The 14,554-nt window shown below is 60.9% G+C and carries 16 protein-coding genes; 6 read left to right on the forward strand and 10 right to left on the reverse strand.

The genetic code is table 11. The features are described from left to right. Positions 1-8: 8 nt before the first annotated feature. The 8 genes from AAIL66_RS20285 to AAIL66_RS20320 form a co-directional block, all read right to left on the reverse strand. Positions 9-218 carry a hemin uptake protein HemP gene (locus AAIL66_RS20285; protein WP_003069932.1) on the reverse strand — a complete coding sequence of 70 codons (210 nt, stop codon included), beginning with the start codon at positions 216-218 and terminating at the stop codon, positions 9-11. A gap of 250 nt (positions 219-468) precedes the next feature. Then, positions 469-885 carry a biopolymer transporter ExbD gene (locus AAIL66_RS20290; protein ID WP_034358920.1) on the reverse strand — a complete coding sequence of 139 codons (417 nt, stop codon included), beginning with the start codon at positions 883-885 and terminating at the stop codon, positions 469-471. Between the two features lie 3 nt (positions 886-888). Next, positions 889-1,611 carry a MotA/TolQ/ExbB proton channel family protein gene (locus AAIL66_RS20295; protein ID WP_003069935.1) on the reverse strand — a complete coding sequence of 241 codons (723 nt, stop codon included), beginning with the start codon at positions 1,609-1,611 and terminating at the stop codon, positions 889-891. Between the two features lie 23 nt (positions 1,612-1,634). Further along, positions 1,635-2,363, reverse strand: coding sequence for an energy transducer TonB (locus tag AAIL66_RS20300; RefSeq protein WP_034379817.1), 729 nt, complete (start codon positions 2,361-2,363; stop codon positions 1,635-1,637). A gap of 144 nt (positions 2,364-2,507) precedes the next feature. After that, positions 2,508-2,801 carry a (2Fe-2S)-binding protein gene (locus AAIL66_RS20305; protein WP_034358951.1) on the reverse strand — a complete coding sequence of 98 codons (294 nt, stop codon included), beginning with the start codon at positions 2,799-2,801 and terminating at the stop codon, positions 2,508-2,510. Between the two features lie 95 nt (positions 2,802-2,896). After that, positions 2,897-4,024, reverse strand: a complete 1,128-nt coding sequence (locus tag AAIL66_RS20310; RefSeq protein WP_034379816.1) for an alpha-hydroxy acid oxidase — start codon at positions 4,022-4,024, stop codon at positions 2,897-2,899. Between the two features lie 121 nt (positions 4,025-4,145). Beyond that, on the reverse strand, positions 4,146-4,826 hold the full coding sequence (locus tag AAIL66_RS20315; protein ID WP_343497602.1) for a Fe2+-dependent dioxygenase: 681 nt from the start codon (positions 4,824-4,826) through the stop codon (positions 4,146-4,148). A 312-nt stretch (positions 4,827-5,138) separates the two neighbouring features. After that, a complete protein-coding gene (locus tag AAIL66_RS20320) occupies positions 5,139-7,391 on the reverse strand; it encodes a TonB-dependent siderophore receptor (RefSeq protein WP_343497603.1) in 2,253 nt (750 codons plus the stop codon). Between the two features lie 371 nt (positions 7,392-7,762). Between AAIL66_RS20320 and AAIL66_RS20325 the strand changes: the two genes are divergently transcribed. The 5 genes from AAIL66_RS20325 to AAIL66_RS20345 all read left to right on the forward strand — a co-directional run bounded on the left by AAIL66_RS20325 (position 7,763) and on the right by AAIL66_RS20345 (position 12,520). Then, positions 7,763-8,413, forward strand: coding sequence for a PepSY-associated TM helix domain-containing protein (locus tag AAIL66_RS20325; RefSeq protein ID WP_343497604.1), 651 nt, complete (start codon positions 7,763-7,765; stop codon positions 8,411-8,413). A gap of 28 nt (positions 8,414-8,441) precedes the next feature. Next, on the forward strand, positions 8,442-8,963 hold the full coding sequence (locus AAIL66_RS20330; protein WP_012838986.1) for a DUF2271 domain-containing protein: 522 nt from the start codon (positions 8,442-8,444) through the stop codon (positions 8,961-8,963). A gap of 150 nt (positions 8,964-9,113) precedes the next feature. Continuing rightward, a complete protein-coding gene (locus AAIL66_RS20335) occupies positions 9,114-9,914 on the forward strand; it encodes a DUF4198 domain-containing protein (RefSeq protein ID WP_003069955.1) in 801 nt (266 codons plus the stop codon). Positions 9,915-10,001: 87 nt separating this feature from the next. Beyond that, positions 10,002-11,120: an FAD:protein FMN transferase gene (locus AAIL66_RS20340; RefSeq protein WP_343497605.1), complete on the forward strand. Its 1,119-nt coding sequence runs from the start codon at positions 10,002-10,004 to the stop codon at positions 11,118-11,120. Then, positions 11,117-12,520 carry a sulfite reductase subunit alpha gene (locus AAIL66_RS20345; RefSeq protein ID WP_343497606.1) on the forward strand — a complete coding sequence of 468 codons (1,404 nt, stop codon included), beginning with the start codon at positions 11,117-11,119 and terminating at the stop codon, positions 12,518-12,520. The genes AAIL66_RS20340 and AAIL66_RS20345 overlap by 4 nt, the downstream gene beginning before the upstream one ends. A gap of 104 nt (positions 12,521-12,624) precedes the next feature. On the opposite strand, the gene AAIL66_RS20350 is transcribed toward AAIL66_RS20345, so the two are convergent. Continuing rightward, positions 12,625-13,020 carry a helix-turn-helix domain-containing protein gene (locus AAIL66_RS20350; RefSeq protein WP_343497607.1) on the reverse strand — a complete coding sequence of 132 codons (396 nt, stop codon included), beginning with the start codon at positions 13,018-13,020 and terminating at the stop codon, positions 12,625-12,627. 105 nt (positions 13,021-13,125) lie between these two features. Between AAIL66_RS20350 and AAIL66_RS20355 the strand changes: the two genes are divergently transcribed. Further along, positions 13,126-13,386, forward strand: coding sequence for a helix-turn-helix domain-containing protein (locus tag AAIL66_RS20355; RefSeq protein ID WP_012838982.1), 261 nt, complete (start codon positions 13,126-13,128; stop codon positions 13,384-13,386). A gap of 589 nt (positions 13,387-13,975) precedes the next feature. On the opposite strand, the gene AAIL66_RS20360 is transcribed toward AAIL66_RS20355, so the two are convergent. Continuing rightward, positions 13,976-14,284: an SWIB/MDM2 domain-containing protein gene (locus tag AAIL66_RS20360; RefSeq protein ID WP_343497608.1), complete on the reverse strand. Its 309-nt coding sequence runs from the start codon at positions 14,282-14,284 to the stop codon at positions 13,976-13,978. Positions 14,285-14,554 lie beyond the last annotated feature (270 nt).

Raw genomic sequence — 14,554 nt, forward strand, 5'->3', positions numbered from 1 at the left:
GAAACGGTTTATTTGGTCAGAATGAGCTTGCCCAGCTTGGTGGCCTGCAGGCGATAAGGAGTGCCGTTGTGCAGGATGGTGACTGCCTTCTGGCCGTTGAGCAGCAGGGCACTGTCCAGGCCCAGGCTGGAGCCGGAAGCGGCTGAGGGGGTTGCAGCAGCCATGGAGGGGGTGCTACGGTTGTTGGGCTGTGAGGTCGCAACAAGCGGTGCAGACATGCCGTGATTCCTTAAGATCAAAAACTGGTGTAATGATAACAATTCTCAATTGAAAAGCAAGTGATACTTAATCTCATTCGCAAAAAAACTGCCATTTATTTTTCATGTGGAATCTGTCCAGCCGCATCTGAGGACTTTTGCCTGCGGTCCATCAGCAGTTTGTGCCTGTGCCGGGCGGCTTGAGTGCTGTTTTGATGCAGGTTCCACAATAAAAAACGGCCCCTGAGGGCCGTTTTTTGCAAGCACGGGCTTATTTGGATGGGTCGGTCACAAAGCCTATTTTCTTGACGCCAGCGCGCTGGGCGGCGGCCATGGCCTGGGCCACGCGCTCGTAGCGCACTTCCTTGTCGCCGCGGATATGCAGGTCGGGCTGCGGCTCCTTGACGGCCTCGGTCTGAAGATTGGTCTCCAGTTGCTCATCACTGATTTCCTGGCCGTTCCAGGAATATTTACCGTCGGCCGTGATGCCCAGTTGCACGGTGGCAGGCTTGGTGTCCTCGGGCTGGTTGGTGGCGCGAGGCAGGTCCACGTTGACCGAGTGTTTCATCACGGGCACGGTGATGATGAAGATGATGAGCAGAACCAGCATGACGTCCACCAGAGGCGTCATATTGATCTCGTTCATCACATCATCGCTGTCCCCATCGTCCATGGTTCCGAATGACATGGCTTAGGCGCCTTTCTTCAGGGGCAGCACATTGCCAGAGACCTGGCCGTCCACGGAAACGCGGGCACCGGTCACGAAGTAGGCGTGCACGTCGTGGGCGAAGCTGTTGAGGGCGTTCAAAATGCCCTTGTTGCCACGTACCAGAGCGTTATAGCCCAGCACGGCGGGGATGGCGACGGCCAGGCCCAGAGCGGTCATGATCAGCGCTTCGCCGATGGGGCCGGCCACCTTGTCGATGGATGACTGGCCGGACATGCCGATGGCCACCAGAGCGTGGTAGATGCCCCAGACGGTGCCGAACAGGCCGATGAAGGGGGCGGTCGAGCCCACGGAGGCCAGAATGGCCAGGCCGGATTGCAGGCGGGCCGTGAATTCGTTGATGCCGTTGCGCAGGCAGCGGGTCACCCAGTCGCTGATGTCCAGCGTGTCATGCAGGTGGACGCTGGTCTTGCGGTGGTGGGCGGAGGCTTCGCGGCCTTCGAGCACCATGAAGCGGAAGGGGTTCTGCTTGTCGTCACCCAGCTTTTCCAGGCCGGTGGCCAGATCGGGGCTGTGCCAGAAGTCCTGCGCCTGGGTGGCGAACTTCTTGAATTTCACAATATCCAGCGCCTTGAGAATGATGACCAGCCAAGAGGCCACCGACATGACCAGCAAGATGATGGCCACGCCTTTGGTCACGAAGTCGCCCTGTGTCCAGACGTGGGCAATGCCGAATTGGGATTCCATGGGTACTCCTGAGAACTGCAGATTTATTTGAGAACAAAGTTGATGGGCACGATGTGCCACATGGGTTCGGCCACGCCGTTGCGCTTGCCGGGGACAAACTTCCACTGGCGCACGGTGTTGACGGCGGCGTCATCCAGGCGGTCAAACCCGCTGGACTGCTTGATTTCGATTTTCTCGGGCTGGCCCTGCTCGTTGATATAGACGCGCAGCAGCACCTTGCCTTGTTCCCCCATGCGCTTGCTGACCGAAGGATAAGCGGGAGCTGGGTTGTTCAGATAGGCAGCATTGCTTGATGGCTGCTCGATCTTGGGCGGAGCTGGTGGTGCGGGAGGCGCAGGCGGAGCCGGAGGTGCCGGGGGCGCGGGTGGTGCCGGCGGTGTCTTGTCCGGTTTGCTGTCGCTGTCCTCCAATGCCCCCTGAGGTGCAGCCGGTGCCGGTGTCGGGTCCTTGATGGCCTTGGGCAGCGGAGCCTTCTTGACCTCGGGCTTGGGCTGCGGTTTGGTCTCGGGCTTGGGCGCTGGCGCAGGAGGCTTGGGTGGAGGGGGAGGGGCCGGCGGGGCAGGTTCGGCAGCCGGCGGTGCCACAAACTGGGCAATCACGCTGGCGGGAATCACTATCTCTGGCGGCTTTTGCTGTGCCAGGCCATGCTGCATGGCCCACAGGGCGGCAGCGTGCACGACAACCACAGCACCAGCAACTGCCATATTGCGGCTCGGGCCGCTGGCAGGTGCAAATCGATCAGACTGGGACATAAGAACGAGAAGAGCAACCAGCGCAGGCTGGGATCAGAAAGGAAAAGCGCTGGTCAACCGGCAATAGCAGGCACAGGAAGCAGGGCACGCAGACAGGATTGCATCATTCACGCAGGATCCACCAGGTGCATACCATCACGAGAATCAGACTGCCAAAGACGGCTGAGAGGACGGAGAGGTGGGCCATGCTTTGCTTTCCAGAATATTGGTGGCAAGCTGAACCGTCTGCACCGACGCGCAGGATTGCGCTTCGTTGTGGATGGCCGCGATCGGATGGCTTGCACTGCACTGGGCGACGACATCACGTGCGCAGCCTTCGCAGCGCCCGCATTGTGTGGCAACACCCAATTCAAACTGGATTTCGTCAAAGCTCATCCCCGCATGCGCGTGGCGTGCTATTTCTCGGTCAGAAACCCGGCGGCATACACAGACGATCATGGCTACAGGCAGTTGTTGCTGGCTATTGATGTAATAGGCGGAGTATAAATGAGAATCCATCGCATTTGCAATGCATGCCGCCAAATTACGCACAATCAGCAAGTGGTTAAAAGCCGGGGCCCGACCTGATCGAGGCTGGCGCAGCCGGTCTGGGCCATGGCCAGCTCCAGCTCGGCGCGCAATAAATACAGCATATGTGCCACCCCCAGCATGCCGGCCACCGCCAGGGCATGCATTTGCGGCCGGCCCAGCAGTACGGCACTGGCACCCAGGGCGATGGCCTTGAGCACATCGGTGCCCTGGCGCACGCCGCCATCCATCAGCAGCGGAATATGGGCAGGCGTGGCCGCGCGAATGGCAGGCAGCACTTCGAGGGGGGAGACGGCGGTGTCCAGCACTCGCCCGCCATGGTTGGAGACCACGATGGCATCAGCCCCCAGTTCCACGGCTTGCGCGGCGGCACGGGCCGAGAGCAGACCTTTGATGATCAGCGGCAACCGGGTTTGCTGACGCAGCCAGACCAGGTCGTCCCAGGTGGGCGCGCCTCGGGCCAGCTCGCTGCCGAACAGAATGTGCTCGCTCATCAGATCGCCGGTCTGCCGTTGCTGGGGCATGCCACGCAGATTGACGGCCTCCACGCCTGGCGGCAGCGGGTAGCTGGAGCGCTTGATATGGGCGTCCACCGTCCAGACCAGGGCCTGATAACCGGCATCTTCGGCGCGGCGAATCAGCTGCAGCGTGTGCTCGCGCGTTGGCTGCTGGTAGAGCTGGAACCACAGCGGGCCGCTGCGCCCCAGCTCCTGCGCTGCAGCTTGCGCGGCCTGGGCGATTTCTTCGAGCGTGCAACTGGATAGAGTGCTGACCACCATGCCGGTGCGCATGGCCATGGCCGCGCGCACCGTGGCGAGCTCGCCTTCGGGATGCGCCAGCTGTTGATAGGCAACTGGTGCCAGCAGCAACGGCCAGTCCAGACTCTGGCCTAGCAGGCTTTGCCGCGTATGCGCGGCCGACAGATCGGCCAGCGGTTCAGGGCAGAGACGGATGCGGTCGAAGGCCTGGCGGTTGTGGGCCAGAGTCAGACCCTGGTCCGCACCGCTTTCCAGGTGGGCCCAGGCCTGAGCCTCCATATGCTCGCGGGCCAGCCGGGCGTAGTCCGCCAGGGAGCCTATCTGCGCGGAAATCTGCGTCAGTGGCGGTTTGACGGGCTGGCCAGCGGCATTCAAAGGTTCAACAGTCATAAATCAAGCCGGTTGGATGGGGGCGAGGCAGCAAAGCAGGCGCAGTGTAGGGGGGAGACAGCCGGCGAGGGCTACCCAGCAGCGCAGGCTGTCGTCTCCAAGGAAGCTAGCTTTCAGACCACATGCGCAAGAGATTGTGATAGGTGCCCGAGAGGGCGGCGATGCGCGGATGCTCGGGCTGCTCTTGCGTGAGTTGCTGAATGCTCTGGTCCAGATCAAACAGCAGACGGCGCTGCTCCGCCGACTTGACCAGGCTGTGCGTCCAGAAGAATGAGGCATAGCGCGTGCCGCGCGTCACGGGGTTGACGCGGTGCAAGCTGGTGCCAGGGTAGACGATGGCATCGCCGGCCGCGAGCTTCACGCTTTGCTGGCCGAAAGTGTCTTCCACCATCAGCTCGCCGCCTTCGTATTCGTCGGGGTCGCTGAAGAACACCGTGGTGGAGACATCGGTTCTGACCTTGATGGCCGTGCCCGGAATGGTGAAGAAGGCGTTGTCGATATGGTTGCCATAGGTACCTCCACCTTCATAGCGATTGAAGCGCGGCGGCAGGACCTTGAGCGGCAGGGCTGCCGACATGAACAGCGGGTTGCGGCCCAGCCGGTTCAGGATCAGATCGCCTATCTGCTGGCCGGTCTTGCTGTCCAGCGGCAGCTGTAGATTGCTCTTGACCTGAGCGGCCACGTGGCCGGCCGTGGTCTTTCCGTCCTGCCAGCTGGCGGCTTCCAGCGCCTGACGGCAGTGGCGTACTTCATCGGGGGTGAGCAGGCAGGGGATGCGTAGCAACATGGCGGGAGTGAGGCGATATCTATCAGTTGATGATCCGGGTTACATCATTAACCATAGCTGGTAGCGCTTGATGTCTATAGCTTTCAATGACTTATTGGGTTGAAAGCATTTATGGAAAGGCGCTATCAGCTATGGTTTTGATGGCGAAGATCAGGCTTTGCGAGCCAGCGACAATGCGTTTGATCCGCCAAGTGTGCATGTAAAAAGCCCCGCTGGCATCAGGAGCCTGCGGGGCTTTGGGGCATGGTTTGCAGCCAGGCTGCGCCAGATCAAGCGCAGGCAGGACTGTCATTGCTCCTGTCAGTACATGAATTAGTACGTGAACTTGAGCGAAGCCACGGCCGAGCGGCCGGCGCCCATATTGGCGTAATGAGGCGAGCGCACGCCGGTGTAGTAAACCTTGTTGCCCAGGTTGTAGACGTTCAGCTGGAAGCTCAGGTTCTTGTCGATCTGGTAGGCCATCATCGCGTCATAACGGGCATAGCCGGAAGCACCCTTGGTCACGATGCCCCCCTTGCCTTGAATGTAGCTGGCAGCAACGTCGCTCTGAGCATAGATACCCAGACCCAAGGTCAGCTTGGCCATGGGCTTGTAGCTGGTCCACAGGCTGTAGCTGTGCTTGGGCGTGTTGTAGAAGGGCAGGCCATTGCGAACATCGTCCTTGCCCATGTTCTTGAACTCGCTATCCATAAAGGTATAGCCGCCGAACACGCTCAGATTGGACAGGATCTGGCCGGTAAAGCCCAGTTCGATGCCATTGACTTCCTTGTTGCCGCCCATGTACGTGCCGGTTGCATCGCTGATGCGCACATTGGTCACTTCATTGCGGAAGACTGCGGCAGTCAGGTTCAGCTTCTTGTCCAGCAGGTCCCACTTGGTGCCCAGTTCGATGGACTTGGTCTTTTCCGGCTTCAGGCTGATCAGCGCATCGGTGGTTGTGGTCAGGTCCTCGCTGCCGTTGCCCAGAGTCGAGCCACCGGGGCGAGAAGAGGTACCGATGTTGGCGTAGATGCTGCCATTGGATGCAGGCTTGTAGACCACACCCAGCTGGTAGTTGAACATCGTATCGCTACGGCTCAGGTCATACGCCGGGTAGGCGCTGGCGCCACGGCCGCCGGCAGGGCCGGAGGCGTTGAGCTTGTAGTGGTCCACGCGCAGACCGGCATTCACCAGCCATTGATCGTTGAGCTTCAGAGTATCAAAGCCGTAGACGGCAATGGTGTCGATTTTGTTGACGGTGGATTGCGCAGGCAGTGACCAGGCAAAGTTCCAGGGGGCATTGGCGCCGCTGGGGTTGCTCAAAGTGGTGCACCAAGGATCGGAAACGCCTGTGCAGGTGCCACCACTCTGGATGGCGCCCGAGCTGCCGTCAGCCTTTTCCTTGGACAGTTCCAGACCGAAGGCATAGCTGTGGCCGATGGAGCCGGTCTGTTCCTTGCCGGTAAATTCGGTCACGTTCTGCAGTGTGGTGGTGTCATAGACGCGGTAGTTGCCGCGGCGCCAGACATAGCCATTTATGGCATTGCCCTTGGAGTCGTCGGGCTGGGTCCAGACGTAGTCCTGCTTGGTCTTGCTGTAGCGCAGGCTGTTGCGGATCTTGTTGGTGTCAGTGAACTTGTGCGTGACCGAAGCAGTGAACAGATCGCTCTTTTCCTTCTCGAAATCACGGTTGTGCAGGCCGTACCAGTTGGCACGGTCGTTGCCATAGGTGGGACGCACGGTGCTGCCGCCGGGCAGAGTGGCCATGGCGGCATTGCTGTACAGATAAGGCACGCCGCCGTCGGGGGTATTGTCGGTCTGCAGATGCTGCCAGGACAGGGTCACTTCGGTGGCTGTGCCCATGCCGAAGGTCACGGTGGGGGCAATGCCCCAGCGCTTGTTGTCAGGACCGTTGCGGCCGGGAACGTCGGCACTGTGGCCCATGGCGTTCAGGCGAATGCCGGTGGTCTCGTTGATCTTGCGGTTGATGTCCAGCGTGCCGCGCAGATAGTTGTCGGTGCCCAGGCCCACGTCGCCGGAGATGAAGTTCTCGTTCTTGGCCTTCTTGGTGGAGATATTGATGGAGCCACCAGCGCCGCCACGACCGGCATAGGCCGAGTCGGCGCCCTTGATGACTTCCACGGCTTCGACGTTGAACAGTTCGCGGGTGCCGGAGGCGATGTCGCGCATGCCGTCCACAAAGGTGCTGGACTGGGCGTCCATGCCGCGAATGAACGGCTGGTCTCCGGTGGGGTTGCCGCCTTCGCCGTTGCCGAAGGTGATGCCGGGGGTGGAGCGCAGAGCGTCTTGCAGGCTGGTGGCGCCGGTCTGCTTGATGATCTCTTCATTGATGACCTGAACGGTCTTGGGCGTGTCCAGCAGGGGAGCGGTGAACTTGCCTTGAGGGCTGGCTTCGGTCTTGAAGCTGGACTCGGCAGCGGCTTCCACATTCACGGTGGACAAGGTGGTTTCCTGCTGAGCCATCGCGCTGGCGCCAATCAGGCACAGGCCTGCGGCAATCACGATTTGCTTGAGCTCGCAGCGCAAGCCGTTGGAGTCGGTCGGGGTCAGATGGTTGTTGGACATGCTTTTGATGAAGAGTCGATTTTTTGAAAAGCGTGCGGATTCTAGGTGATATTGATAATAATTCTCGATACCATTCAATAATGAGTATCGGTAATCTACGTTTTGTTGCAGTGAGGCAACAGATTGTTGAGCGGAGGGCGTGCAGCGGATCGCTGGAATCGGTCGAGCCACGGGTTTGCTGAGCTGGCAAAAGCCCTGGGCGCGAGGGCGCTTTGTTTACGTCAAGTAAAGTAAATAAAAGTGAGATGCATTTAGAATTTGCGCAACTAGAATGCCGCCTTGCTGCGCAAGCAAGGACTGGCCTTGTGGCGCTATGTCCCAAAGGTCGGCTCGGCCCGGCCCGGCGGCAACGCAATCCCAGAAAGTTCTGAATGACCGCGGCTTCCTCCAACGCCCCGCAGCGGGCGTACTGGCTCAAAAAATTACATGAGTGGCACTGGATCAGCTCCGCCATCTGCCTGATCGGCATGCTGCTGTTTGCCGTGACGGGATTCACCTTGAATCACGCCGGGCAGATCGAGTCCAAGCCCAAGGTCGAATCGCGTGATGCGCAACTGCCCCCGGATCTGCTCGAAAAACTGCAGCAAGCCCAGAAGAAGGGCGTGGAAGCGGCGGACAAGAATGCCGTGGGCTTGCCTGCCGAGGTGGATGGCTGGCTGGCTCAGCAGATCAAGGTCAGTGCCAAGGATTTTGCCGTGGAGTGGAGCGAAGATGAGGCCTATGTGCCCATGCCGCGCCCGGGTGGCGATGCCTGGCTGCGTGTGGACCTGAAGGAGGGCTCGGTCGAGTACGAGAAGACCGACCGGGGCTGGATCTCCTACCTCAACGACTTGCACAAGGGGCGCAATGCGGGCGGAGCCTGGAGCCTGTTCATAGACGTCTTTGCGATTGGCTGCCTGGTGTTCTGCATCACGGGTCTGCTGATCCTAAAGATGCATGCGCAGCGCCGCCCCATGACCTGGCCCATGGTGGGCCTGGGTCTGGTGCTGCCCGCCTTGCTGGTGTTGCTGCTCGTGCATTGAGCCCAAGAATTTTGTGAAGGAAGAAAAAATGGCGAAGCGGATTTTCAAGACCACGGTGGCGCTGAGCGCCGTGGTGGGCCTGCCGGCAATCGCGGGCGGCATGAATGTGGCTGTGACCGTGCCCCAGTTGCAGGTGGCCGAATACCACAAGCCCTATGTCGCCGTGTGGCTGGAAAAGGCCGACGGCGGTGTGGCTGCCAATCTGTCCGTCTGGTATGACGTGAAGATGAAGAATGCCGAGGGCACCAAGTGGCTCAAGGACATGCGCCAGTGGTGGCGTCGTACCGGCCGCGAGCTGAGCTTTCCCATCGATGGTGTGACCCAGCCGACCAAGCCCGTGGGCACCCATGCGCTGTCTTTTGCGGAAGGCAAGAACCCGCTGCCCCAGCTGGCTCCCGGCCAGTACAAGCTGATGGTGGAAGCTGCGCGTGAAGTTGGTGGCCGCGAGCTGGTGTCCATTCCCTTCGAGTGGCCCGTCAAGCAGGCCACCAGCCTGAGCGCCAATGGCAGTACCGAGCTGGGCGCGATCAAGCTGGAATTGAAGCCTTGATCACCCCCTGAGGCGCTCCGCGCCTTCCCCCTCTCTGCTTCGCGGAGGGGGACAACACCTTCGCTGCGAGGCGGCTCTTGCTTGGTGTTCCTGGCTTGGGCCTCGCCTCATTTTCGGATTTGTCACCCTTTCTGTTTTCAAGGACCTGATATGAAGTTCCAAACTCGTGCCATCGTCGCTGCAACTCTGGCTCTGGCTGCCCTGGGCGCCCAGGCACATGATCTGTGGTTCAAGCCTTCCAGCACCGTGCTGTCCAAGTCCGACTGGGTGACGGTGGATGCGGCCGTGTCCAACGATGTGTTCTTCTTCAACCACCGTCCGCTGGGTCTGGAAGCCGTCAAGGTGACCGCACCCGATGGCGCGGCCGTGGAAATGAAGAATGTCGCCAAGGGCGAGTTGCGCAGCATGTTCGACTTCAAGCCAGAAAAGACCGGTACCTACCGCGTCACCATGCTGATGACCGGCGTGATGGGCGGCTACAAGGATGCCAACGGCCAGCCCAAGCGCCTGCGCGGTTCGGTGGAAGAAGTGCTCAAGCAGATTCCTGCCGATGCCAAGGAAGTGCGCGTGACCGAGAATTTGCGTCGCATGGAGACCTTTGTGTCTCTGGGCAAGCCTTCGGCGCTGGCGCTGACCGGCAAGGGTCTGGAGCTCAAGCCCGTGACTCACCCCAATGACCTGGTGGCCAGCGAAGAGGCGACTTTCGAATTCCATCTTGACGGCAAGCCCGCAGCTGATCTGGAGCTGGAGCTGGTGGCCGACGGTATTCGCTATCGCGACGGTGTGGACGCCATGAAGCTCAAGACCGATGCCAAGGGTCAGGTCAAGATCAAGTTCCCCCGTGCAGGTCTGTTCTGGCTGAATGCCGATGCTACGGACAAGAAGACCAGCATTGCCAAGGCAACGGAGCGCCGCCTGGGCTATATCGCGACTCTGGAAGTCCTGCCTTAAGCGTTGGCGCTTGATGGACTGAATACGCGCGCCCGCTACGGGCGCGTCGTTGTTTTTGCTGCTGTTTTCGTCTTTGTCTGGATGCCCATGCCCACCCCCCCCCGCGTACGCTTTGATGCCAGTCTCTGGCAACTGCCCTCGTCGGCGGCACAGAGTCAGGCTTGTCCCCGGACGCCGGCGCTTGACTTTGGCGTGCAGCGCTGGAGACCTGCAAGCCTGCAGCACCAGCAGGACGGGCGTATTCACCGCCTGTCCGGCCAGACCATGGGCACGCACTGGTCGCTGCGCCTGCTCAATCCTGATTACCTGCCCACGGAGCCGGTGCAGGCCCTGCTGGAGCAGGTGTTTGAGGATGTCATTGCCCAGATGAGCAACTGGGAGGCGGATTCGCTGATCACCCGGTTCAATCGTTCAAGTCCCGGTGAAATGCATGTAGTTCCGGCGGAGTTTGCTCAGGTTCTGGAAGCGGCCTTGCATTGGGCAAGGCTTTCAGGCGCGGCGATGGACCCCGGCATGGGAGCGCTGGTCTCACTGTGGGGGTTCGGGCCGCGTCAGAACCCGTTGCAGCCGCATTCAGGGCAGGCACCTGCCGGCGATGAGATCGAACGCTTGCTGAAGACCAGCGGCCATGGCCATCTGCGCTGGAATGCACAGACCCGGCAGTTGCAGCAGAGCGGTGGTCTTGAGCTGGATTTTTGCGGCATTGCCAAGGGCTTTGCCGTGGATTGGGCGGTGCAAAAGCTGCAGGCGGCTGGCTGGGCTGCGGGCATGTTCGAAATCGGCGGTGAGCTGCGCAGCTGGGGGGAGCGCCCTGATGGGCGGCCCTGGCAGGTGCAACTGGGCACGGGCGGTTCTGTCGAGGCCGAGTCGCTGGTCGTGGCCTGCAGGGAGGGTGCTTTTGCCACCTCGGGCGATTTCTGGCATCAGTTCACGCAGGCTGGCAGGCGCTATTCGCACACGCTGGATCCGCGCACGGGCTGGCCGGTGACGCATGATCTGGCCAGCGTGACCGTGTTCCATGAGGAATGCATGCACGCCGATGCGCTGGCCACCGTGCTCACGGTGCTGGGTCCGCAGCAAGGCATGGACTTTGCCCGTCAACATGAGATTGCGGCCGTGCTCACATCGCATCTCGCATCCGATGGCAATGAGGTCCGCAGACAGGTGCTCAAGACACCGGCCTGGATCAACCAATTTGAGGCATGACAGTGGAATGGATTTTGACGCCCGAGCGCATTTATGGGGCTATGGGTTTGGTAGCCGCCTACGCAGGCATGTGCTGGGGTATTGGCACCAAGGTACGCAGGCAGCGCCTGGCCGATGAGGCCGAGAGCAATGCCTCGCAGGGCGATGCCGCTGCGCCTGCCGTCCTGGTCGCCTATGCCAGCCAGACGGGGCAGGCCGAGGCGCTGGCACGCGCCACGGGCAAGATGCTGGTCGACGGCGGTCTGCAGGTGCGTCTGCTGCCCGTGGAAAAACTGACGGCCGTGCTGCTGCAGCAATTCGAGCACAGCCTGTGGCTGCTATCCACTACAGGCGAGGGCGATGCGCCCGACCATGCGCTGGGCTTTGTGCAGCAGCTCATGGCCATGCAGCCTGCGCTGACCCGGCACCAAAGCCTGGTGCTGGCGTTGGGTGATCGTGAATACCAGGAGTTCTGTGCGTTTGGTGTGAAAGTGCACGAATGGTTGCAGACCAGCGGCGCGCGCAGCGATCTGGCCTGCGTGGACAATATGGATGCCTCGAGCTTGCAGAGCTGGCAGACTCAGGTCGCTCAGATGCGACAGGACTTGCTGGGCGAGTCTGCGCCCGCCCAGGAACCGGATTCGGACTGGCTGCAGGCGCCGGTCAGCATACCCTTTGTGCTTGGTCGGCGGCGTTTGCTCAATCCCGGCAGCCAGGGCGGGGCGCTATACCTGCTGGAGTGGACGCAGCAGTCCGGCGAGCTGCCGCACTGGGAGTCGGGCGATCTGGTGTCTCTGTGCGTGCCCGCCGACCCTGAGCGCGCGCGCGACTATTCGATCGCCTCGATCACGGCCGACGGCAGCCTGCAACTGCTGGTGCGCGAGAGCACGCGCGCCGATGGTTCGCCGGGCCTTGCGTCGCACTGGTTGTGCTGCGGCATGGCCGAGGGAGATGTGCTGCCGTTGACCTTGCGCGAGCACCGCGGCTTCAGACTCGGTGACAACGCCGGGCGGCCGCTGATTCTGATCGGCAATGGCTCGGGCCTGGCGGGCCTTCTCAGCCATATCAAGGCGCGTGTGCAGCAGGAGCTAAGTGATCAATGGCTGTTGTTCGGAGAGCGCAGTCCACAGCATGACGCGCTATTTGCCGATCAATTGGGCGCATGGTTCAGACAGGGCCGACTGGCACGGCTCGATCAGGCCTGGTCGCGCAACGGCAAGGATTCGCGCTATGTGCAGGATTTGCTGCGCAGCCATGCAGAGGAAGTCCGGCAATGGGTGGAGCGTGGTGCGGCCATCTATGTTTGCGGCAGCCTGAACGGCATGGGCCAAGGCGTGCATCTGACGCTGCAGGCCATTCTGGGCGAGGCCAAGGTGGCCGAGCTGTTGGGCTCGGGTCGCTACCGGCGCGATGTGTACTGAGCACGTCCAGGCGGAGGGATGGCAGCAGGCCCTGTCACCGTCTTGGAGCAGGGCTGCACCGCATCCTATAGGTGCCGCACCGCTCGGACATCGGGCAGGACGGATCAGAGGGCGTCTTCACCCGATCGATGTGGCCGATCCTGGAGGGCCTGCTTGCGGTCTTCGGCGGACATGGCATGTGCCGCAGACAGCAGTTCTGCGGATCGTATGAGGTGCTGCCTTCCATCCGCATTGCACCTGCGATACCCGTGAAGGAGGCGGAGTTCATCGTCTGACAGAGCCTCTGCAGGGTGAACTGCCGGTGTGCGGTGTCCTGCCAGCACATACAACAGGTCCACTCCGTGTGCGCTCAGCGCGGTCATCTGAAAGCCATCCGGCGCTGTCTTGCCGGATTCCCAGGAAAAAAGAGTTTGCTTCGTAGTGCCAGCAAGTGCAGCGAAGGCTGGCTGGCTCATGCCCAGCCGGTTTCTTTCTTCGCGCAGCCGTTCCCCTAGGGTCATAAAAATTTGTCCAAGGTGTATTGCATGGGAAAGAAATCTTTCCCATAATTCGCCAAAAGCACGACGACGTGCTTTAACCTAAATAATTAGGCGAAAGGCTACCAGATGCATCCCGAGCAAATCAAAGCGGCGCTGCGCATGAAAGGCATTTCCCCCACGGCATTGGCGTCCGAAATGCGCGTGGCCAACAGCAGCGTGTCGCAAGTCATCAGCGGTCGTGCGGTATCGGCCCGCATTCGACAGCGCATTGCAGAAATCACAGGCATGCCCGTCGACATGCTCTGGCCGCCTGTCAACGAGCGCCATGCACTGCACAGCACACGCCCAGAAGGAGCGGACGCGCGTATCGCAAGGGGGGCGCCATGAGTCGCACGGCGTGCCGCAATCACACGGCCCTGCGCGGCAGGAGAGGCGTTCAATGAGCTTTGGAATTGCAACACTGATTTTCTTGGCCGGTCTCCTCTGCGGATGTCTCATGGGCATTGCCGGCGTCGTGACGGCTTTGGACGGTTACTGAGGGACAGCGCTCAAGCTTGTGCACCTCCCATGGCCGAGGCTGCCGGGGAGGCGTTCGCCGCACCGAGACCCGAACGTGCGCACGCGTCTCCATGCCTGTGGAGCCCATGTCCTGGCTGCCCGGCAGTTGCAGTTTTGCAGGAATGTGCGGTTCAGGGTGCAAGCATGGCGGGGCACGATGGCGGAGATAGCCCGGGGTCAGCTTCGTGAGGGCCGCGCCAATCGGTGGGCCGCGCGGTTGTCGGAAAGATCTGCCGGCCGGTTCCGTCCTGACCAGCGTTCGCGGCCGTGATTCCGTCGGCGTCGAGACCGAGGCATGCACGCATGCATTGCTGCGGTAAAGCCGTCCCAGTCGCGTCGGCCTGTACGCGACACTTGCCTCAGAAATACAAAAAGCTGGCTCGGGCCAGCTTTTTTGTGGTCAGCGCAAGCGCAGTGCTTACTTGACGTGCTTGCCGATCAGGCCGGCCATCTCGAACATGGAGACTTGGGGCTTGCCGAAGACTTCCTTGAGCTTGGCGTCGGCGTTGATCATGCGCTTGTTGGCAGCGTCTTGCAGGTTGTTGGCCTTGATGTAGACCCACAGCTTGCTGATGATTTCAGTACGGGGCAGGGGATCCTTGCCAACCACGGCAGCCAGAGCGGCGCTGGGGGTCAGGGGTTTCATGAAGGCAGCGTTGGGAGTGCGCTTCTTAGCGGCGGGAGCTGCTGCCGATGCTGCAGCGGGTGCCTTCTTTGCAGTTGCCATATTGCTTATTCCTAATTGGGTAGTGGACTTATCACCAGCGAAATACAGCTGCAATCCACTGGCTGAGTCTGATGCTAATGGCAAAAAATCGCTCTTCCAAGCTAGTGGGCTGTTTTTTTGCCTCGATTTGTTGCTCTCAGGCCCTTTAGTGTCCGTTTTCACGGGTTTTTCCCCGAGAGTGTTGTGAAAAAGTTGCTCTCTGTGTGTGTCCGCTGGTGCTTGTGCTATGTCAGGTGCTCAGGGCAAGATGCGGGAGACTTGGTTCTATGG

It is taken from the genome of Comamonas sp. F1-6 (genome assembly GCF_039581415.1).
GTDB lineage: Bacteria > Pseudomonadota > Gammaproteobacteria > Burkholderiales > Burkholderiaceae_C > Comamonas > Comamonas thiooxydans.